The sequence below is a fragment of the Arthrobacter sp. Y3223151 genome (assembly GCF_059091125.1).
This window is the reverse complement of record NZ_JBNHGI010000021.1, coordinates 1-18,590: the sequence shown is the minus strand read 5'-3', so window position 1 is coordinate 18,590 and position 18,590 is coordinate 1. Positions and strand designations below refer to the sequence as shown.

At 68.4% G+C, this 18,590-nt stretch carries 18 protein-coding genes and 1 pseudogene; 15 read left to right on the top strand and 4 right to left on the bottom strand.

From position 1 onward, the window contains the following. The first annotated feature begins 423 nt into the window (after nucleotides 1-423). The 11 genes from AC5RUP_RS16915 (at nucleotide 424) to AC5RUP_RS16865 (ending at nucleotide 11,343) form a co-directional block, all read left to right on the top strand. Nucleotides 424-1,617: a hypothetical protein gene (locus tag AC5RUP_RS16915; protein ID WP_494158784.1), complete on the top strand. Its 1,194-nt coding sequence runs from the start codon at nucleotides 424-426 to the stop codon at nucleotides 1,615-1,617. After that, nucleotides 1,617-2,420 carry a hypothetical protein gene (locus AC5RUP_RS16910; RefSeq protein WP_494158783.1) on the top strand — a complete coding sequence of 268 codons (804 nt, stop codon included), beginning with the start codon at nucleotides 1,617-1,619 and terminating at the stop codon, nucleotides 2,418-2,420. Before AC5RUP_RS16915 ends, AC5RUP_RS16910 begins: the two co-directional genes overlap by 1 nt. Continuing rightward, on the top strand, nucleotides 2,410-3,390 hold the full coding sequence (locus tag AC5RUP_RS16905) for an HAD-IIA family hydrolase (RefSeq protein ID WP_494154540.1): 981 nt from the start codon (nucleotides 2,410-2,412) through the stop codon (nucleotides 3,388-3,390). Before AC5RUP_RS16910 ends, AC5RUP_RS16905 begins: the two co-directional genes overlap by 11 nt. Before the next feature lie 60 nt (nucleotides 3,391-3,450). Further along, the gene (locus AC5RUP_RS16900) at nucleotides 3,451-3,654 is read left to right on the top strand and encodes a hypothetical protein (protein WP_494067575.1); all 204 of its coding nucleotides are present in this window, start codon (nucleotides 3,451-3,453) and stop codon (nucleotides 3,652-3,654) included. A 5-nt stretch (nucleotides 3,655-3,659) separates the two neighbouring features. After that, nucleotides 3,660-4,532, top strand: a complete 873-nt coding sequence (locus AC5RUP_RS16895) for a TlyA family RNA methyltransferase (protein ID WP_494154541.1) — start codon at nucleotides 3,660-3,662, stop codon at nucleotides 4,530-4,532. Beyond that, nucleotides 4,529-5,524, top strand: a complete 996-nt coding sequence (locus tag AC5RUP_RS16890; protein ID WP_493999429.1) for an NAD kinase — start codon at nucleotides 4,529-4,531, stop codon at nucleotides 5,522-5,524. Before AC5RUP_RS16895 ends, AC5RUP_RS16890 begins: the two co-directional genes overlap by 4 nt. After that, nucleotides 5,521-7,233, top strand: coding sequence for a DNA repair protein RecN (recN, locus tag AC5RUP_RS16885; RefSeq protein WP_494091841.1), 1,713 nt, complete (start codon nucleotides 5,521-5,523; stop codon nucleotides 7,231-7,233). Before AC5RUP_RS16890 ends, recN begins: the two co-directional genes overlap by 4 nt. A 118-nt stretch (nucleotides 7,234-7,351) precedes the next feature. Continuing rightward, complete coding sequence (gene pyrG, locus AC5RUP_RS16880) at nucleotides 7,352-9,073, top strand: CTP synthase (protein ID WP_494154319.1); 1,722 nt, start codon at nucleotides 7,352-7,354, stop codon at nucleotides 9,071-9,073. Beyond that, complete coding sequence (locus AC5RUP_RS16875; protein ID WP_494154318.1) at nucleotides 9,074-9,751, top strand: NUDIX domain-containing protein; 678 nt, start codon at nucleotides 9,074-9,076, stop codon at nucleotides 9,749-9,751. It abuts the gene before it with no gap. A gap of 15 nt (nucleotides 9,752-9,766) precedes the next feature. After that, nucleotides 9,767-10,738, top strand: coding sequence for a site-specific tyrosine recombinase XerD (gene xerD / locus AC5RUP_RS16870; protein ID WP_494067580.1), 972 nt, complete (start codon nucleotides 9,767-9,769; stop codon nucleotides 10,736-10,738). Nucleotides 10,739-10,839: 101 nt separating this feature from the next. After that, on the top strand, nucleotides 10,840-11,343 hold the full coding sequence (locus AC5RUP_RS16865; RefSeq protein WP_494067581.1) for an 8-oxo-dGTP diphosphatase: 504 nt from the start codon (nucleotides 10,840-10,842) through the stop codon (nucleotides 11,341-11,343). Here AC5RUP_RS16865 and AC5RUP_RS16860 read toward each other — a convergent pair. Genes AC5RUP_RS16860 through AC5RUP_RS16845 form a run of 4 tightly spaced genes read right to left on the bottom strand, consistent with a single transcriptional unit; the run spans nucleotide 11,340 to nucleotide 15,620 of the window. Continuing rightward, entirely contained in the window at nucleotides 11,340-12,500 is a 1,161-nt protein-coding gene (locus AC5RUP_RS16860; RefSeq protein ID WP_494154317.1) for a bifunctional 2-methylcitrate synthase/citrate synthase, read from the bottom strand. The two genes, AC5RUP_RS16865 and AC5RUP_RS16860, sit on opposite strands and share 4 nt — an antisense overlap. 21 nt (nucleotides 12,501-12,521) lie before the next feature. After that, complete coding sequence (prpB, locus tag AC5RUP_RS16855; protein ID WP_494158782.1) at nucleotides 12,522-13,427, bottom strand: methylisocitrate lyase; 906 nt, start codon at nucleotides 13,425-13,427, stop codon at nucleotides 12,522-12,524. After that, nucleotides 13,428-14,948, bottom strand: coding sequence for an MmgE/PrpD family protein (locus AC5RUP_RS16850; protein ID WP_494158781.1), 1,521 nt, complete (start codon nucleotides 14,946-14,948; stop codon nucleotides 13,428-13,430). Beyond that, complete coding sequence (locus AC5RUP_RS16845) at nucleotides 14,949-15,620, bottom strand: GntR family transcriptional regulator (protein WP_494155069.1); 672 nt, start codon at nucleotides 15,618-15,620, stop codon at nucleotides 14,949-14,951. 264 nt (nucleotides 15,621-15,884) lie between these two features. On the opposite strand from AC5RUP_RS16845, the gene AC5RUP_RS16840 reads away from it, so the two are divergent. The 4 genes and pseudogenes from AC5RUP_RS16840 to AC5RUP_RS16825 form a co-directional block, all read left to right on the top strand. Then, nucleotides 15,885-16,775, top strand: coding sequence for a ParA family protein (locus AC5RUP_RS16840; protein ID WP_493999437.1), 891 nt, complete (start codon nucleotides 15,885-15,887; stop codon nucleotides 16,773-16,775). Then, entirely contained in the window at nucleotides 16,775-17,713 is a 939-nt protein-coding gene (locus AC5RUP_RS16835; RefSeq protein ID WP_494158780.1) for a segregation and condensation protein A, read from the top strand. Before AC5RUP_RS16840 ends, AC5RUP_RS16835 begins: the two co-directional genes overlap by 1 nt. After that, complete coding sequence (gene scpB / locus AC5RUP_RS16830) at nucleotides 17,706-18,338, top strand: SMC-Scp complex subunit ScpB (RefSeq protein WP_494155245.1); 633 nt, start codon at nucleotides 17,706-17,708, stop codon at nucleotides 18,336-18,338. The genes AC5RUP_RS16835 and scpB overlap by 8 nt, the downstream gene beginning before the upstream one ends. A 59-nt stretch (nucleotides 18,339-18,397) precedes the next feature. After that, nucleotides 18,398-18,590, top strand: a pseudogene (locus AC5RUP_RS16825) (hypothetical protein); the annotation flags it as partial.

Below are 18,590 nucleotides of genomic sequence, written 5' to 3'. Positions count from 1 at the left end.
CACTCGGGAGGGTGTGGGAGAGTAGGTCGCCGCCGGACATTCTTTGAACACCGGGAAGGCCCCGCCAACGATGGCGGGGCCTTCCCGCGTTTAACCAGGATGCCGGTTCGTTAGTGGAGTCACAGTCCGACGGCGGTTGTCTGCAACTGGCAGAACAGTCCGCTGGACTAGAATGGATCGATGGTACGGGCGCGCCACAGATGACTGCGCCCACAACAAGACACGCATTTCATAGAGATTTTTGATGGCTGTGGTTGGCTGGTTCGACCTTGGCCCGCACTGAGAGGAGTTCCGGCATGGCTGATTTCCGGGGTCGTGAAGGACGAGACGACAGGGGTGCAGGCAGAGGCAACTTTGGCAACCGGTCGGGAGCCGAGCGCTCCGCCGAGGGCGGCGATAGAAAGAGCCCCGACAACCAGGACCGTGGCAGCAGCGGCGGTTCCGGTGGTGCGGGTGGTTTCCGTTCGCGGGATGATCGGCCGCGTCAGGATCGTGGTGAGCGTCGGGACTTTGGTGACCGTCCCCGTCAGGATCGCGGCGGCAGCGCGTCCGGCGGCGGCGGTTTCCGTTCGCGGGAGGATCGGCCGGGTCAGGATCGTGGTGAGCGTAGGGACTTTGGTGACCGTCCCCGTCAGGACCGTGGCGGCAGCGCGTCCGGCGGCGGCGGTTTCCGTTCGCGGGAGGATCGGCCGGGTCAGGATCGTGGTGAGCGTCGGGACTTTGGTGACCGTCCCCGTCAGGACCGTGGCAGCAGCGGCGGTTCCGGTGGTGCGGGTGGTTTCCGTTCACGCGATGATCGGCCGCGTCAGGATCGTGGTGAGCGTCGGGACTTTGGTGACCGTCCGCGTCAAGACCGCGGTGAGCGTCGGGACTTTGGTGACCGTCCGCGTCAAGATCGTGGTGAGCGTCGGGACTTTGGTGACCGTCCTCGTCAAGACCGTGGTGAGCGTCGGGACTTTGGTGACCGTCCCCGTCAGGATCGTGGCAGCGGCGGTTCTGGTGGTGCGGGTGGTTTCCGTTCGCGGGATGATCGTCCGCGTCAGGATCGTGGTGAGCGTCGGGACTTTGGTGACCGTCCGCGTCAAGACCGTGGCAGCAGCGGCGGTTCCGGTGGTGCGGGTGGTTTCCGTTCACGCGATGACCGGCCGCGTCAAGACCGTGGTGAGCGTCGGGACTTTGGTGACCGGCCGCGTCAAGACCGTGGTGAGCGTCGGGACTTTGGTGATCGTCCTCGTCAAGACCGTGGTGAGCGTCGGGACTTTGGTGATCGTCCCCGTCAGGACCGCGGCAGCAGCGGCTCCGGTGGCGCGGGTGGTTTCCGTTCGCGTGACGATCGTCCCCGTCAGGATCGTGGTGAGCGTCGGGACTTTGGTGACCGTCCCCGTCAGGACCGCGGCGACCGTCCCCGCCAGGACGGCGGTGGCAGGTCGTTCGACCGCGCCGGCGGAGCACCTGACCACAATGCCGGAGACCTGCGCAGTTCCAACCGCGTCGACCGCCCGCGTTCGCCGGAGATTGACCCCGACGTCACGGGTGCCGAGCTGGACCGTGTCACGCGCGCGCAGCTGCGGACCTTGGAATCCAAGAACGCTGAGTGGGTTGCCAAGCACTTGGTGATGGCCGGACGACTGCTGGACGAGGAACCGGAACTGGCCTTCCAGCACGCCCTGGCGGCCAGCCGCAGGGGCGGGCGCATGGCTCCGGTGCGAGAGGCCGTCGGCCTGACCGCATACGCGGCCGGTCACTACGGCGAAGCCCTCAGGGAGTTCCGCACCTTCCGTCGCATCAGCGGTTCCAATGAGCACCTGCCGATCATGGCGGACTGCGAACGCGGCCTCGGGCGGCCAGACAGGGCGCTGGAGCTGACGCGGTCAGAAGACGCCGCAACACTGGATACGGCGGGCAAGGTGGAACTGGCGATTGTGGCCTCCGGTGCCCGCTCCGATCTGGAGCAGTACGACGCGGCGGTTTCGGCCTTGGAGATTCCGCAACTGGACCGGAACAGGGCCTTCTCCTACAGCCCGCGGCTCTTCCGGGCGTATGCGGACGCCTTGGATGCCGCTAACCGCGGCGAGGAAGCACAGCAATGGAGGCGCCAGGCGATGGTGGCCGAAAACGCCCTGGGCGTGGGAGATTTTGCCGAGCCTGAGATTGTCGACTTGGTCGGCGATGAGATGGAACCGGATGACGGCCGCCGCGAAGCTGGCCCCGTTACCGATGTGCGGGGTCTCATCAACGACGCCGACACGGCCGGGCCGGGCGAATCTGAAGAGTCAGCGCCGGACGACGGTGAAAGTAAGCCTGCGGCTGACTCTCCGGCCGGCTCCGATAAAGCGGCTGCTCCAGCTGCGACGGACGTCGAAGACACCGGTGCTCCCGGCACCGCGCCTGCCCAGGCCAGCAGGGACGATGACGGGTAAGCCCCTGATCTCCGGCTACGACGCCGTACTGTCCGATCTGGACGGCGTCGTGTACGCCGGGCACCAGGCTATCCCCGGAGCCGTCGAGGCGTTGCGGCGCCTCGCGGAGACCCGGACGGCGCTGGGCTACATCACTAACAATGCGTCGCGGTCCGCGGCGCAGGTGGCCGCCCATTTGCGCGAGCTCGGTGCCCCGGCCACCGCCGACCAGGTCTTCGGGTCGGCACGCGCCGGTGCGCTGATGCTTGCCCGGCATGTTCCGGCCGGCTCAAAGGTCCTGGTCACGGGCAGCCAAACCTTGGCGGACGAAACAGCCGCCCACGGCTTCGTGCCGGTCCGCTCCGCCCTCGATGCCCCGGTCGCCGTGATCCAAGGGTTCGACCCGGAACTGGGCTGGAAGGACTTGGCGGAGGCATCATTCGCCGTCGCCGCGGGCGCCTTCTGGATCGCCACCAACACCGACCTGACCATTCCCCGAGAGCGTGGCATCGCCCCGGGAAACGGTTCGCTGGTGGCGGCCGTGCAGGCAGCCACCGGCGCGGTGCCCCTGGTCGCCGGAAAGCCGGAAGCGGGCATCTTTACGACGGCGGCTGCGGCGTTGGGAGCTCGCCGGCCGCTGGTGGTGGGGGACCGGCTCGATACCGACATCTTGGGCGGCAACAACGCGGGCATGGACACGGCAGTCGTCTTAACCGGCATCGACGGGGTCGAAACGATCCTCGCCGCGCGCACGGCGGAACGGCCACGGTATCTGCTGGGCAGCCTGACCGAACTGTACCGGCCCTATCCTGCCGTTACCCCCGACGGCTCGGGGTTCCGCTGCGGTGCTGCGGTGGCCGCCGTCGAAAACGGGAAGCTGAAGGTCTCCGGCAGCCGGGAGGATGTGGACACCTGGCGCGCTGCCTGCGCGGCCTGGTGGGATGCCCATCCGCACCAGGCGTCCGCGGCCGCGCCTGACCTTGCCGATTGAAGGCCGATATTAGACTGGCTCATGCGGTTGGGTACAGCCGCCGACGCGAGGGAGGATAGCTTGGACCTGCCAGAATCAGGGGAAAGCGGCGGCAGGATGCAGCCGCAGTGGCCGGTCCCCGGCGACTCCACGGCCGACGAGCCGGTCGACGCGATCATCTCCGGCCTGGCCCGGATTCCGGAGCTTCCGGTACGCGGGCACCAACACGTGTACCAGCAGATTCACGACGATTTGTTGGCCGAGCTGGAGACCGAGGCTGATTGAGCCCTATGCCCAGACTGGACCAGGAGCTCGTATCCCGCGGATTGGCACGGTCCCGTACCCATGCAGCCAAGCTCATAGCGGCCGGGCGGGTCAGCCGTGCCGGAACTGTTCTGACCAAGGCGGCGGCCGCCGTCGGCCCGGACGACCAGCTGGCCGTGGCCGCAGACGGAGGCCCCGACTACGTCAGCAGGGCCGGACACAAACTTGCCGGTGCACTGGCGGCCTTCCCCGCAGTTGATCCGGCGGGCCTGCGCTGCCTCGATGCCGGAGCTTCTACCGGCGGTTTCACCGATGTACTGCTGCGCTCCGGCGCGCGGGAGGTCGTCGCCGTGGACGTCGGACACGGCCAGCTCGTCGACGCGATCCGGACGGACAGCAGGGTCCGGGTTTTCGAGGGCCTGAACGTCCGGTATCTCGACCCGGCAGCGATCGGCGGCCCGGTGGACCTGACCGTCGCGGACCTGTCGTTCATCTCCCTCACCATGGTCATCGGACCTTTGGCCGATGCGACCCGTCCGGCCGGGAATCTGCTGCTGATGGTCAAGCCGCAGTTCGAGGTTGGCCGCGAGCGGCTGGCGCGCACCGGCGTCGTCGGTTCCGACGCGGAACGGTACAGGGCGGTACGCAACGTTGTCGCCGCAGCGTTGGAACGGGGGCTGGACATCCGCGGATTGGCGGCCAGCCCGCTTCCCGGCCAGGACGGGAACGTCGAATATTTCCTGTGGATAAGTGTTCCCCCGGGGGCCACGGAGCGCAGAACGGGTAGTGTGCTGCAGGAGGCAGTGGACGCGGCCATGGCCGGTTTTCCGCCGGAGCGGGAAGCGAGGCCGGACCAGTTGGATGAACCGAGAGGGCAGGAACCGGGAGTGGAGCGATGAGCCGGCGGATATTGGTGCTCGCGCACACCGGGCGCGCAGACGCCCTGGCGGCCGCCCAGGAAACGTGCGCCCAACTCCACTCGTCCGGCCTGGTGCCGGTCATGCGACGGGAAGAGGTCGGACACCTCCAGGAGACCTACGGCGAGCTGGCCGTTCCCACCGAAATACTGGACGAGGACATCGGCCTGGACGGCGTTGATCTGGGCATGGTCCTCGGCGGCGACGGCACCATCCTGCGCTCGGCTGAACTGGTCCGGGAATCGGACGTCCCGCTGCTGGGTGTCAACCTCGGACACGTCGGCTTCTTGGCCGAGAGCGAGCGGGCGGACCTGGCCCAGACGGTCCACTGGGTGGTAAACCGCGAATACACGGTTGAAGAGCGCCTGACGATTGACGTCCAGGTGTGGCTGGACAAGCGCAAGATCGGCCACACCTGGGCGCTGAACGAGGCGGCGGTGGAAAAAGGCGACCGGCAGCGGATGCTGGAAGTAGTGGTCGAGGTCGACGCCCTGCCAATCAGCTCGTTCGGCTGCGACGGCGTGGTGATGGCCACCCCCACCGGGTCCACGGCCTACGCCTTCTCCGCGGGCGGCCCGGTGGTTTGGCCCCAGGTGGAAGCCCTGCTGATGACCCCGATCAGCGCCCACGCGCTGTTCGCCAAACCGCTGGTGGTTGCCCCGGATTCGATCATGGCGGTGGAAGTGCTCAGCCGCAGCGATGCCAACGGCGTATTGTGGTGCGACGGCCGCCGAAGCCTGGAGCTGCCGCCCGGTTCCCGGATCGAAGTGACGCGTTCCAACAAACCCGTGCGGCTGGCCCGGACCCGGAGAACGCCGTTCTCGGAGCGTTTGGTCCGCAAATTTGAGCTACCGACGTCGGGATGGCGCGGCCCCGTCAGCCCCTCGGAAGAACAGCCGCCGACCTCGTCCCTGCCTACCGTCCGGACAGTGGAACCACGCTACGCCCAGCCAAGCCAGGAGGCGCCGAAGTGATCGAAGAAATCCGGATCCGCAACCTCGGTGTCATCACCGAGGCTACGCTTCCGCTGGGGCCCGGCCTGTCGGTGGTGACGGGCGAGACCGGTGCGGGCAAGACCATGGTGGTCACCGCGCTCGGCCTGCTGCTGGGAGCCCGCGCGGACGCCGGGGCGGTGCGGACCGGGGCACGCAACGCCGTGACCGAGGCCGTGGTTCGGCTTGCCGCGGGAAGTCCTGCCCTGGCCCGCGCGGGTGAGGCGGGCGCTGACATCGACGAGTTCGACGGCGGAGCCGAACTCATGCTCGCCCGGACGGTGAACGCCGATGGCCGCAGCCGCGCGCACGTCGGCGGCCGGGGAGCGCCGGTGGGAACGCTGGCCGAGATCGGTGGCCACCTGGTGGCGGTCCACGGCCAAACAGACCAGCTGCGGCTCAAGAGCCAGCAGGCGCAGCGGGAAGCGCTGGACAAGTTTGCCGGTGAAGCCCTCACCACGGCGTTGTCCGGTTATGCAGCATCGTTCGCCCGTTGGAAGGAAGCCAGCACCGAACTGGAGACCCTGCGGACCGAAGCCCGCGAACGCCTGCGCGAAGCCGAGGCGCTGCAGCAGGCCCTGGAGGAGATTGACGGGCTGGATCCCCAGCCCGGTGAAGACGACGCGTTGAAGGCCGAGGCCGTGAAGCTGGCCAACGTCGAGGAACTGCGCGCTGCTGCCACCTTGGCGCACCAGGCACTCGTGGCCGAGGAGTACACCGACTCTCCGGACGCGACGGCCCTGGTCGACGCGGCGAAGCGGACGCTGGAGCAGGTCCAGGACGAAGACGCCGAATTGGGCCGCGCTGCGGCCCGGCTGGCCGAGGTCGGCATCATCCTCGCCGACGTCGCCGCGGAGCTGGCGAGCTACGGCGCATCGCTGGACAGCGAGGGGCCGGGCCGGCTGGAGGAGGTCGAAGCACGCCGGGCCGACCTGGCGCGGCTCGTGCGCAAATACGCGCCGAGCATCGACGAAGTGCTCGAGTGGGCCGTTCAGGCCCGCACCCGTTTGGAAGACCTGACCGACGACTCCAGCCGGATCGAGCGGTTGGAGGCGGAAATCGCCGAACTGGACTCCGCCCTGGCCGTCCAGTCAGCCGCGGTGACGGCGCTGCGGCGTGACGCCGCAGCCGAACTCGGCCGCCGGGTCGGCGCAGAACTGTCGGCGCTGGCCATGGCCGAAGCCGAACTGCTGATCGATATCGAACCGGCGCCCGCCCTGACGGTGCACGGCGCCGACGTCATCACGTTCTTGCTGAAGCCGCACCGGGGCGCCCCGCCGCGTCCGCTGGGCAAGGGGGCCTCCGGCGGTGAACTGTCCCGCGTGATGCTTGCCATCGAAGTGGTGCTGGCGGAAGTCGATCCCGTGCCCACTTTCGTCTTCGACGAGGTGGATGCCGGCGTCGGCGGCAAGGCGGCCGTCGAGATCGGCCGCCGCCTGGCCATGCTGGGGCGCTACGTGCAGGTCATAGTGGTAACCCACCTGCCGCAGGTGGCGGCCTTCGCGGACCAGCACATCCGCGTGATCAAGACGGCCGGCGGGGACGACGGCGGGATGACCGCCAGCGACGTCCGGTTGCTTGACGACGAAGAGCGGGTGACCGAACTGGCCCGCATGCTTGCCGGCCAGGAAGAATCCCATTCCGCCCGCGCCCACGCCCAGGAACTGATCGACGGAGCGAGGGCGCTGTAGCATCGGCTACAGGCACGACCAGCCCCGCCGCCGGCGGGGGAGCAGTTGACCGGCGGGTGTGTGTTCGCACACCCGGCAGCGGTCGGAACGGCCTTGAGATCCGAGGGCGTCCAGAAAGGTGATAGGCTCGAATTCCGTGGTGCAGCGAACTAATTCCCGGTTTTCCAAGTCGTCCAAGACGACCAAACATATCTTTGTCACCGGCGGCGTGGCGTCCTCGCTCGGGAAGGGACTGACGGCTTCAAGCCTCGGCCACCTGCTCCGTGCCCGCGGCCTCTCCGTGACAATGCAGAAGCTCGATCCCTACCTGAACGTGGATCCGGGCACGATGAATCCCTTCCAGCACGGTGAAGTCTTCGTCACGGACGACGGCGCGGAAACCGATCTGGATATCGGACACTACGAGCGGTTCCTGGACGAGAATCTGGACGGTTCGGCAAACGTGACCACCGGCCAGGTGTACTCCACCGTGATCGCGAAGGAACGCCGCGGCGAATACCTCGGCGACACCGTTCAGGTCATCCCGCACATCACCGACGAGATCAAGCGCCGCATGCGCCTGCCCGCCGAACCCGTCGCGGGCAAGAAGGTTCCGGACGTGATCATCACCGAGATCGGCGGCACCGTCGGCGATATCGAATCTCAGCCGTTCCTCGAATCCGCCCGCCAGGTCCGGCAGGACGTCGGGCGCAACAACGTGTTCTTCCTGCATGTGTCGCTGGTGCCGTACATCGGCCCGTCGCATGAGTTGAAGACCAAACCGACACAGCATTCCGTCGCCGCGCTTCGCTCCATCGGCATCCAGCCGGACGCCATCGTGATCCGCTCCGACCGGGAAGTCCCTGCGGCGATGCGGGAGAAGATCGGCCGCATGTGCGACGTGGACATCGACGCGGTCATCGGCTGCCCGGATGCGCCGAGCATCTACGACATCCCCAAGACCCTGCACTCGCAGAACCTGGACGCGTACATCGTGCAGCACCTTGACCTGAAGTTCAAGGATGTCAATTGGACCAAGTGGGACCGGCTGCTGTCGGCGGTACACAACCCCAAGCACCACGTCGAGGTGGCTCTGGTCGGCAAATACATCGATCTGCCCGACGCCTACCTGTCGGTGACCGAAGCGCTCCGCGCCGGCGGCTTCGCCAACCAGACCAAGGTAAAGATCCGTTGGGTTCCCTCCGACGACTGCGCCACGGAAGAAGGCGCAGCCGCCGCCCTAAACGGCGTGCACGCCATCTGCGTGCCCGGCGGCTTCGGCATCCGCGGCCTGGAGGGCAAACTCGGCGCACTCAGGTACGCCCGCGAACACAAGCTGCCCACCCTTGGCCTGTGCCTCGGCCTGCAGTCGATGGTGATGGAGTACGCCCGCAACATCGTGGGACTGGAAGACGCTTCGTCCACCGAGTTTGACCCGGACACCAAGCACCCGGTGATCGCCACCATGGCCGAGCAGCTGGACATCGTCGACGGCAAGGGCGACCTGGGCGGCACCATGCGCCTTGGCCTGTACGAGGCAGCCCTGCAGCCCGGTTCCGTTGTCGCGGAGACCTACGGCAGCACCAAGGTCAGCGAACGTCACCGCCACCGTTACGAGGTCAACAACGAATACCGCGACCAGCTGGCCGCGGCGGGCCTGGTTTTCTCCGGCACCTCCCCGGACGGCAAGCTGGTGGAGTTCGTCGAACTGCCCCGCGACGTGCACCCGTACTACGTCTCCACCCAGGCGCATCCGGAACTCAGCTCTCGCCCCACGCGGCCGCACCCGCTGTTCGCCGGCCTCGTCGCCGCCGCACTGCAACACGGCAAGGCCAAGGCCACGGCAAAGTCCGGAGCCTGAGTGTCGGCGCACTCCGCGGCCTTTGCCGACATCCCTGACCCGCGTCCGCTGGTCGACAGCCGAACCGTTTACCGCGGACGCATTTGGGACGTGGTCAGCGACACCTTCACGCTGGGCCCGGACACGGGCGAGACGTTGGTGCGCGACTACATCGCTCATCCGGGGGCGGTGGCCATCCTGGCGATGGACACGGAGGGACGGGTCCTGCTGCTGAGGCAGTACCGGCAGCCCACCAGGATGTCGCTGTGGGAAATCCCGGCGGGCCTGCTGGACGTGGACGGCGAGGACTTCGTCGATGCCGCGGTGCGGGAACTGGCCGAGGAAGCCGACCTGATGGCCGCGCGCTGGAACGTGCTGGTGGATTTTTTCAATTCGCCCGGCTCTTCCAGTGAGGCAATCCGGATCTACCTGGCCCGCGACCTCTCCGAGGTGCCGGAGGCCCAGCGGCACCAGCGCACCGACGAGGAGGCCGAAATCGAGCACCTCTGGGTAGATCTGGACGACGCGGTGGACGCGGTCATGGCCGGACGTCTGCACAATCCGTCGGCCGTGACCGGGGTGCTTGCCGCCGCACGCGCTGCCGCCACCGGCTTCGAGGACCTGCGCCCGGCCGATGCGCCGTGGCCGGAACATCCCAGCCAGCGCCCGGACGGTGCCGCCGGAACCGGCCGGGACTGATCCGCCATCGCGCCCGTGCAGGCCCCCTCCGCCAAAGGAGACGAGTTCACCGCGACGCCGCTGGGCCGCGCCGCGGGCGACTACCTGCAGCACATGGCGGTTGAACGCGGGCTGGCCGCCAACACGGTAGCGGCCTACCGCAGGGACCTGGGCCGTTACCTGCGGTTCCTGCAGGCGCGCGCGGTCGAGGAGCCGGCCACGGTGACCCGGCACGATGTCACGGCCTTCGCCCAAGCCATCACCGAGGGGTCCGACGGCGCCGCCGCCCTGAGCGTCAGGTCCGCGGCGCGGACCATCGTGGCCGTGCGGGGGCTGCATAAGTTCTGGACGCTCGAAGGGGTCACGGAGACCGACCCCGCGACTGACGTGCACCCGCCGATGCCCGGCAAACGCCTGCCGAAGGCAATTTCCGTGGCCGCTGTGACGCGGATCCTGGAGTCTGCGGGGGCAGACACCCCCACCGGGCTGCGCGACCGGGCGCTCTTGGAGTTCCTGTACGCGACCGGCGCCCGGATCAGTGAAGCCGTCGGCCTGGACGTCGACGATGTCAGCGTCGAACCGCAGAGCGACGGCCCCGCCGTCGTCCGTCTGTTCGGCAAAGGATCCAAGGAGCGGCTGGTGCCGCTGGGCTCCTTCGCCGCGCAGGCGGCGGACGCGTACCTGGTCCGTGGACGTCCGGGCCTGGCCGCGAAGGGGCACGGCACACCGGCCTTGTTCCTCAACGCCCGCGGGGGCCGGCTGAGCCGCCAAAGCGCCTGGACTATTCTGAAAACCGCCGCGGAGAAGGCCGGGATCACCCAGCCCGTGTCCCCGCACACCCTGCGGCACTCCTTCGCCACCCACCTGCTGGAGGGCGGCGCGGACGTCCGGGTGGTGCAGGAGCTGCTGGGCCACGCGTCCGTCACCACAACGCAGATCTACACCCTCGTCACCGCCGATACCCTCCGCGAAGTTTACGCGGCGGCGCATCCGCGGGCCCGGGGCTGAGGCGGCTCCGCGCGCTCGGACCCGCTGGCGTCTCCGCGGGGCACCGGCCGGGTGCACCGGGACGCACCGTCGCGCCGTCGCGCCGGGCTAGACTCGCTGCCATGACTGTCGCCGTTGCCCTGTGCTTCCTGCTCCGGGAGGAAGCCGGGCGCCGTTACGTGCTGCTCGGCCGGAAGAAGACCGGGTTCGGCACCGGGAAGGTCGTGGGGGTCGGCGGCAAGGTGGAGCCGGGGGAGGGCGACGACGACGCGGCCTGCCGCGAGATGCAGGAAGAGACCGGAGTCCGCGTCGGGCCCGAGGCGCTGGAGCAGGCCGGACGGATCTTCTTTGATTTCCCGGCCCAGCCCCCGTGGAACATGGACACCGCGCTCTTCGTGGCCCGGCGGTGGGAGGGCGACCCGGTCGAGTCCGCGGAAATCGCGCCGGCTTGGTACCGGGTGGACCGGCTGCCGCTGGCGCAGATGTGGCAGGACGCCGGCCACTGGCTGCCGCTGGCCTTGTCGGGGCAGCGGCCGCGGCTGCGGGTGCTGATGCAGCCGGATAACGAAACGGTGGCCGGCGTCGAGAATCTCGACACCGGCCACCGCGTGGCCTGGCAGATTTAGCGGCCCAGCTCCCGCTGGGCGGGCCCGTTGTATTCACTGAGCGGCCGGATCAGCGAGTTCGACTCCAACTGCTCCATGATGTGCGCGGTCCAGCCGGTGATGCGGCTGGCCACGAACAGCGGGGTGAACATCTCGGTGTCGAATCCCATCAGGTGGTAGGTGGGGCCGGCGGGGTAATCCAGGTTCGGCTTGATGTCCTTCGCCTCGGCCATCGCGTGCTCCAGGCCGTCGTAGAGGCCAAGTATTTCGGGCCGCCCATAGTGTTCGATCATCTTGTCCAGCGCGGCCTTCATGGTCGGTACCCGGGAATCGCCGTGCTTGTAGACCCGGTGGCCGAAGCCCATCACCTTCTGCTTTTCGGCCAGCGCCTGTTCCATCCAGGTCCGGGCGCGTGCGGCGGCTTCCTCGCGGGGCTCGTCAGGGCGGATGCCGATCTGCTCGAAGGTGTGCATGACCGCCTCGTTGGCTCCGCCGTGCAGCGGGCCCTTCAGCGCGCCGATCGCACCGGTCACGGCCGAGTGCAGGTCGGAGAGCGTGGAGGTGATCACCCGCGCCGCGAACGTGGACGCGTTGAACGAGTGCTCCGCGTAGAGGATCATCGACACGTTGAACGCGTCCACGACTTCCGGCGCGGCCTCTTCACCGAAGGACATCCACAGGAAGTTCGCCGCATAGCCCAGGTCCGCGCGCGGTTCCACCAGGTCCTGGCCGCGACGCCGCCGCTGGTCGTAGGCGACGACCGCCGGGAACGCCGCCAGCAGCTCCACGGCCTTGGACAGGTTCGCCGCCGGAGAGGAATCCCCGGCCAGCGGGTGCCGGGCCCCGATCACGCTGGCGGCGGTCCGGCAGACATCCATCGGGTGGGCCTCGACCGGCAGGGCATCGATGACCGATTTCACCACCGGGTCCAGCGCGCGTCCGCCGCGTTCGGCCGCGGTGAACTCCCGCAACTGGTCGCTGTCCGGCAGCTCCGAATTCCACAGCAGGTAGGCCACTTCTTCGAAGCTGCAGTGCGCGGCCAGGTCCTGGACCGGGTAGCCGCGGTACAGCAGCGAGTTCGTCTCCGCGTTGACCTTGGAAATCTTCGTGGTGTCGACGACGACGCCGGCCAGCCCCTTGCGGATCTGCGGTGCTTCGGTTGATGCATCGGTGCTCATAGCGACTCCTATGTCTTGTGGTCAGTGCCGGCCGGGCACGTGGAAATTGAATACAGAGGTGTCGAATTGGTTATACGCCTCATAATCCACCAATTCGTACAAACGCGCACGGGTGAGCATGTCCGCGACCTGTGACTGCTGGGTTCCGTCGGCCTTGATCGCGTCCAGGGTCCGCTCGGCGGCCCCCATCGCGCTGCGCAGCAGGGTGACCGGATAGATCACCATGTTCACACCCACGGAGGACAGCTGGTCCGCGGTGAACAGGTCGCTCTTGCCGAACTCGGTCATGTTGGCCAGCACCGGCACGTCCACGGCTTCGCGGATGGCAGCGAATTCTTCCAGGGTCCTCATGGCTTCGGGGAAGATGGCGTCCGCGCCCGCGTCGACCAGGGCGCGGGCACGGTCCTGCGCGGCGGCCAGGCCGTCCACGGCCCGGATGTCGGTGCGCGCCATGATCAGGAAGTTCGGGTCCCGGCGGGCGTCGGCGGCGGCGCGGATCCGCTTACTGGCGGTCTCCAGGTCCACCACGTTCTTGCCGTCCAGATGGCCGCAGCGTTTGGGGTTGAACTGGTCCTCGATGTGGCAGCCGGCCAGGCCGGCGTTTTCCAGTTCCTGGACGGTGCGCGCCACGTTCATCGGCTCGCCGAAGCCGGTGTCGGCGTCCACCAGGGCCGGCAGGTCGGTCATCCGCGCGATCTGCCCGGCCCGGGTGGCGACTTCGGTCAGCGTGGTCAGCCCGATGTCCGGCAGCCCCAGGTCGTTGGCCAGCACGGCGCCGGAGATGTAGACGCCGTCGAACCCCTTCTCCTGGATCAGCCGCGCCGAGAGCGGGTTGAAAGCGCCGGGGAACTGCTGCAGCTGCCCGGACGCCAATCCCTCGCGCAGCGTCCGGCGCTTCTGCTCCGGGGTGGTGGCGGAGTAGAGCATTTAGAACAACCCCTTCGGCCCGGCCGCGGGGTCGATGACGCCGTCAGCGGCCTGGATATTCAGCTGGTCCAGCTCGCCGGCGCCCAGTTCGGGCAGCCGCTCGACGGCGGCCAGGAACCTGTCGATTTCGGCATCGTCGACGATGCCCTTGGCCAGGGTCCGCAGCTTGTTCACGTACTGTTCCCGGGCGAACGGGCGGGCGCCCAGCGGGTGGGCATCGGCCACGGCGATCTCGTCGGTGATGACGGTTCCGTCGGCCAGCGTGATCTCCACGGAGCCGCCGAAGGCCTTCTCGGCGATGTCCAGCGAATGGTAGCGGCGGGTCCACTCCGGGTCTTCCTCGGTGCTGACCTTCTGCCACAGCGCCACGGTGTCCGGCCGGGCCGCCCGCTCGGGGGCGTACGAATCAACGTGGTGCCAGGCGCCGTCCTGCAGCGCCACGGTAAAGATGTACGGGATCGAGTGGTCCAGCGTCTCGCGGGACGCCGTGGGGCTGTACTTCTGCGGATCGTTCGCGCCGGAGCCGATCACGTAGTGCGTGTGGTGGCTGGTCCTGATCAGCACCGACTTCACGTTCTCCGCGTCGGTGGCCTCCGGGTGTTCCCGGTGCAGCCTGCGGGCCAGATCGATCCAGGCCTGCGCCTGGTACTCGGCCGAGTGCTCCTTGGTGTAGGTGTCCAGGATGGCCCGCTTCGGTTCTCCCGGGGCAGGCAGCGGCACGTCGTAGGAGGCGCCCGGCCCGTCCAGCAGCCAGGCGATGACGCCGTCCTCGCCCTCGTAGATCGGCACCGGTGAGGTCTGGCCGCGCATGGCCCGGTCCACTGCCTCCACCGCCATCTTGCCGGCGAAGGCCGGTGCGTGGGCCTTCCACGTGGAGATTTCGCCCTTGCGCGACTGGCGGGTCGCCGTCGTCGTATGCAGCGCCTGGCCCACGGCCTGGAAAATGGTCTCCGTATCCAGGCCCAGCAGCGTGCCGATACCGGCGGCGGCCGACGGACCCAGGTGGGCCACGTGGTCGATCTTGTGCTTGTGCAGGCAGATGGCCTTGACCAGGTTCACCTGGATCTCGTAGCCGGTGGCGATGCCGCGCAGCACGTCGCGGCCGTTCGCGCCCACGTGCTGGGCCACCGCGAGGATCGGCGGGATGTTGTCGCCTGGGTGCGAGTAGTCGGCGGCCAGGAACGTGTCGTGGTAGTCCAGTTCGCGCACGGCCACGCCGTTGGCCCACGCCGCCCACTCCGGCGAGGTCTTCTGCGTGAGGCCGCAGATGCCGGCGCCTTGACCGCCGCCGGAGACCGGGTGGCTCAGCGCCTGCGCACGCGCGGCCACGATCGGCCCGCGGTTCAGCGAGGCGACCGCCACCGAAGCGTTGTCGATGATCCGGTTGATGATCATCTCGGCCACGTCGGCGGAAACCTCCACCGGGTCGGTGGCCACGCGGGCAATCTTCTGGGCTAGCTGGTCCTCGCGCGGCAGGTTCTCTTCGCTGCGGTAGACGCGCACATGATGGTTGACGGTCATTCAGAATGTCCTCTCGGCTGGCAGGTCGGTCCGGTGTTTCGGATCGGTGGTCTTGAAGTGTTCAAGGCTCTGGTGAAGATGGATGCGGGTGGCCGCGGCTGCCACCTGGCTGTCGCCGTCGGCGATGGCGCCAGCGATGTTGGCGTGTTCGGCCGCCGAGGCCAGCAGGCGGGCCGGGTTGTCCCGTGCAAGCCGCCGGATCCTCACCAAATGGACGCGCAGGTTGGCCATCGCCTGGCGGAGGTAGGTATTGGCGGCGGCATGGTCCACCGCGGCGTCCAGCCGGCCGACCAGCCGGTAGTAGGCCTGCGCGTCCGGGACGGCGCCGCGCATGGCCTCGGCAGCCGCGAGGAATTCCTGCTGCAGCCGCCGGAATTCGGCCGGTTCCCCGCGTTTGGCGGCCAAAGCCGTCGCCTGGCACTCCAGTGCGGTGCGCAGTTCGAAGAGCTCGGTGACGTTCTCCAGTGAAACGTCGGCGACGACGACGCCGCGTCCGGTGTGGGGCGTGGCCAGCCCCTCGGCGGTCAGCCGGCCCAGCGCCTCGCGGAGCGGCGTGCGGGAGATGCCCAGCCGGGCGGCCTGCTCAACCTCGGCCAAAACCGTGCCCGGGGGCAGCCGCCATTCCACAATGTCCTCGCGCAGCGTCCAATACGCCCGTTCGCCGGCACGCAAGTTCTGCTTCATCCCGCCAGTGTATACACAACTGCGGGAAAAGCGAGGCACATCGGGAAAAATGCGCCGTTTTGTATACATGCCGATCCGGCACCGCCGTCGGGCCTGCCCTCATGTACCGACGGCGCAGCCTAAACCTTAGACCTCTACTTGAAGCTAAAGGCTCGCCGATCATCAGCGGCCTGTCGATCGATAACAGGACGGTCACTGTAACCTTGTCAGGAAGAAGAACGGCAGCGAAACGATGGAAGCTGGGTTAGATACGTGAGCAGCGAACAAGGTTCGACAACCACTCTGCGGCAAGCGGACGAGGATGTCCTGGGCCCGACCGGGCGGCCGCTGACCGAGTTCCCTGAACCGCCCGTCCTAACGTCCCATGGCCCCGCGCGCATCGTGGCAATGGTCAACCAAAAGGGCGGCGTCGGCAAGACCACGTCCACCATCAACCTCGGCGCCGCCTTGGCCGAGGTCGGCCGCAAGGTCCTGCTGGTCGACTTCGACCCGCAGGGCGCCCTGTCGGCGGGGCTTGGCACCAATCCGCATGAGCTGGACCTGACCGTCTACAACGTGCTGATGGACCGCAAGACCGACATCCGCGAGGCGATCCAGCCCACGGACGTGGAAAACATCGACCTGCTGCCGGCCAACATCGACCTCTCGGCCGCGGAAGTGCAGCTGGTCAACGAGGTTGCGCGCGAACAGGTCCTGGCCCACGCGCTGCGCAAGGTCGAGGACGACTACGACGTCATCCTGATCGACTGCCAGCCCTCGCTGGGCCTGCTGACCGTCAACGCGCTGACCGCGGCCCACGGCGTGATCATTCCGCTCATCTGCGAGTTCTTCGCGCTGCGCGCGGTGGCGCTGTTGGTGGAGACCATCGAGAAGGTCCAGGACCGGCTGAACCCGCGCCTGCAGATCGACGGCGTGTTGGCCACCATGTACGACGCCCGCACCCTGCACAGCCGCGAGGTCATCGGCCGGCTGCTGGAAGCCTTCGGCGACAAGGTCTTCGAAACCGTGATCAAACGCACCATCAAGTTCGCCGACGCCACCGTCGCCGCGGAACCGATCACCAGCTACGCGGGCAACCACGCCGGCGCGACCGCCTACCGCGACCTGGCCAAGGAGCTCATCGCCCGCGGCGGCGCCCCCTGATGACGCCGGCGCCGGCGGGGACGGTGCCGGCAGGCGGCCTCCCGGCAGGGCAGGACTCCGTGCCCGGCGTCCCGGACCTGGAGGGCGACCGGAAGCCGGCAGGCTTCGCCGTCACGCTGGACAACTTCAGCGGACCGTTCGATTTGTTGCTGGGGCTGATCTCCAAGCACGAACTGGACATCACCGAAGTGGCGCTGGCCCGCGTCACGGACGAGTTCATCTCCTACATCCGCCGCCTGCAGGCCGACGGCAACGACAAGGCCCTGGACGAAGCCAGCGAGTTCCTCGTCATCGCGGCGACCCTGCTGGACCTCAAGGCCGCCCGCCTGCTGCCCACCGGCGAGGTGGAGGACGACGAGGACATCGCCCTGCTCGAGGCCCGGGACCTGCTCTTCGCCCGGCTGCTGCAGTACAAGGCCTTCAAGGAAATCGCGGCCCTGCTCGGCCAGCGCCTGGCCCGGGAGGCCGAACGCTTCCCGCGGCAGGTCGCGTTGGAGCCGCAGTTCGCCGCGCTGCTGCCCGAGCTTGTCTGGCGCACGCCCCTGGCGGATTTTGCCGCCCTGGCGGCCAAAGCGCTGGAGCCCAAGGAGCCCGCGCCGACCCAGGTCGGGCTCTCGCACCTGCACGCGCCGCCGGTCAGCGTAAAGGAGCAGGCGGCGATCCTTGGGGCGCGCCTGCAGGCAGGCCCGCCGCTGACGTTCCGGGCCCTCACGGACGACGCGGACGGCGCGCTGGTGGTGGTCGCCCGCTTCCTGGCGCTGTTGGAGATGTTCCGCGACGGCGTCATCGCCTTCGACCAGGTTGCGCCGCTCGGCGAGCTGACGGTCCATTGGACCGGGCCGGACGCGGAATGGACCGGCGCCAACCTCAGCGAGGAATACGACAACGCCCCGGCCGCCGACACGGCCGCGGACACAACGGAGGGACGCGATGACTGATCCGCTGGAGGAAACGGCGGGGCCCGAGGTCGATGTGGAACGGTTGCCGGGCGGTGCCCGCGCCGCGTTGGAAGCGGTCCTGATGGTTATCGACGAACCGGCCACCGATGTTGAATTGGCCACAGCGCTGGCCCTGCCGGTGGGCACCGTCCAGGCCCTGCTGCTGGATCTGCAGCGCGATTACGACGGCGGCGTCCGCTCCGAAGGGCGGGCCGCCGCGGAGCCGCGGGGCTTTGAACTGCGCCACATCGCCGGCGGCTGGCGGATCTTCTCGCGCAGCGATTTCGCGCCGCTGGTGTCCCGTTTCGTGCTGGAAGGCCAGACCGCGCGGTTGACCCAGGCCGCCTTGGAGACGCTGGCCGTCATCGCGTACCGGCAGCCGGTCTCGCGGGCCCGGGTTTCGGCGATCCGAGGAGTCAATGTCGATTCGGTGGTGCGCACGCTGACCCAGCGCGGCCTCATCGAGGATTCCGGCACCGATCCGGAGACCGGAGCCGTCTTGTACCGGACCACCTCTTATTTTCTGGAAAGATTGGGGATAGGAAGCATCGGCGAACTGCCGGAGATCGCCCCGCATCTGCCGGGACTGGAAAACCTGTCCGAGTACGACGACGCTTCGCTCTAGGCTGCCGGCCTCCGGCAGCAGCAGACCATTGAAGTAGTTTCCACGGGTAAGGATCCACCATGACACAACCGCCTCGTTCCGGCTCCGGACGGAACAACCCCCGCGGCGGAAAACGTCCCGGCGACGGCCGCCGTCCGGACGATGCCGAGCGCCGTCCGCAGGGCGGTTCCGCCCAGGGACGTGGCCGGCCCGGTCAGGGGACCGGCGGCGCCGGCCGGACCGGTGCCGGCAAGCCGGGCGGCGGCCGCTCCG

What these genes read in the sequence shown, in the direction of transcription:
- AC5RUP_RS16895 (WP_494154541.1), top strand. Translation starts at nt 3,660, where the DNA reads ATGCCCAGACTGGACCAGGAGCTCGTATCCCGCGGATTGGCACGGTCC.
- AC5RUP_RS16850 (WP_494158781.1), bottom strand. Translation starts at nt 14,948, where the DNA reads ATGACCGTCAACCATCATGTGCGCGTCTACCGCAGCGAAGAGAACCTG.
- AC5RUP_RS16860 (WP_494154317.1), bottom strand. Translation starts at nt 12,500, where the DNA reads ATGAGCACCGATGCATCAACCGAAGCACCGCAGATCCGCAAGGGGCTG.
- AC5RUP_RS16910 (WP_494158783.1), top strand. Translation starts at nt 1,617, where the DNA reads ATGGCCGGACGACTGCTGGACGAGGAACCGGAACTGGCCTTCCAGCAC.
- AC5RUP_RS16865 (WP_494067581.1), top strand. Translation starts at nt 10,840, where the DNA reads ATGACTGTCGCCGTTGCCCTGTGCTTCCTGCTCCGGGAGGAAGCCGGG.
- AC5RUP_RS16890 (WP_493999429.1), top strand. Translation starts at nt 4,529, where the DNA reads ATGAGCCGGCGGATATTGGTGCTCGCGCACACCGGGCGCGCAGACGCC.
- scpB (WP_494155245.1), top strand. Translation starts at nt 17,706, where the DNA reads ATGACTGATCCGCTGGAGGAAACGGCGGGGCCCGAGGTCGATGTGGAA.
- AC5RUP_RS16905 (WP_494154540.1), top strand. Translation starts at nt 2,410, where the DNA reads ATGACGGGTAAGCCCCTGATCTCCGGCTACGACGCCGTACTGTCCGAT.
- prpB (WP_494158782.1), bottom strand. Translation starts at nt 13,427, where the DNA reads ATGCTCTACTCCGCCACCACCCCGGAGCAGAAGCGCCGGACGCTGCGC.
- AC5RUP_RS16835 (WP_494158780.1), top strand. Translation starts at nt 16,775, where the DNA reads ATGACGCCGGCGCCGGCGGGGACGGTGCCGGCAGGCGGCCTCCCGGCA.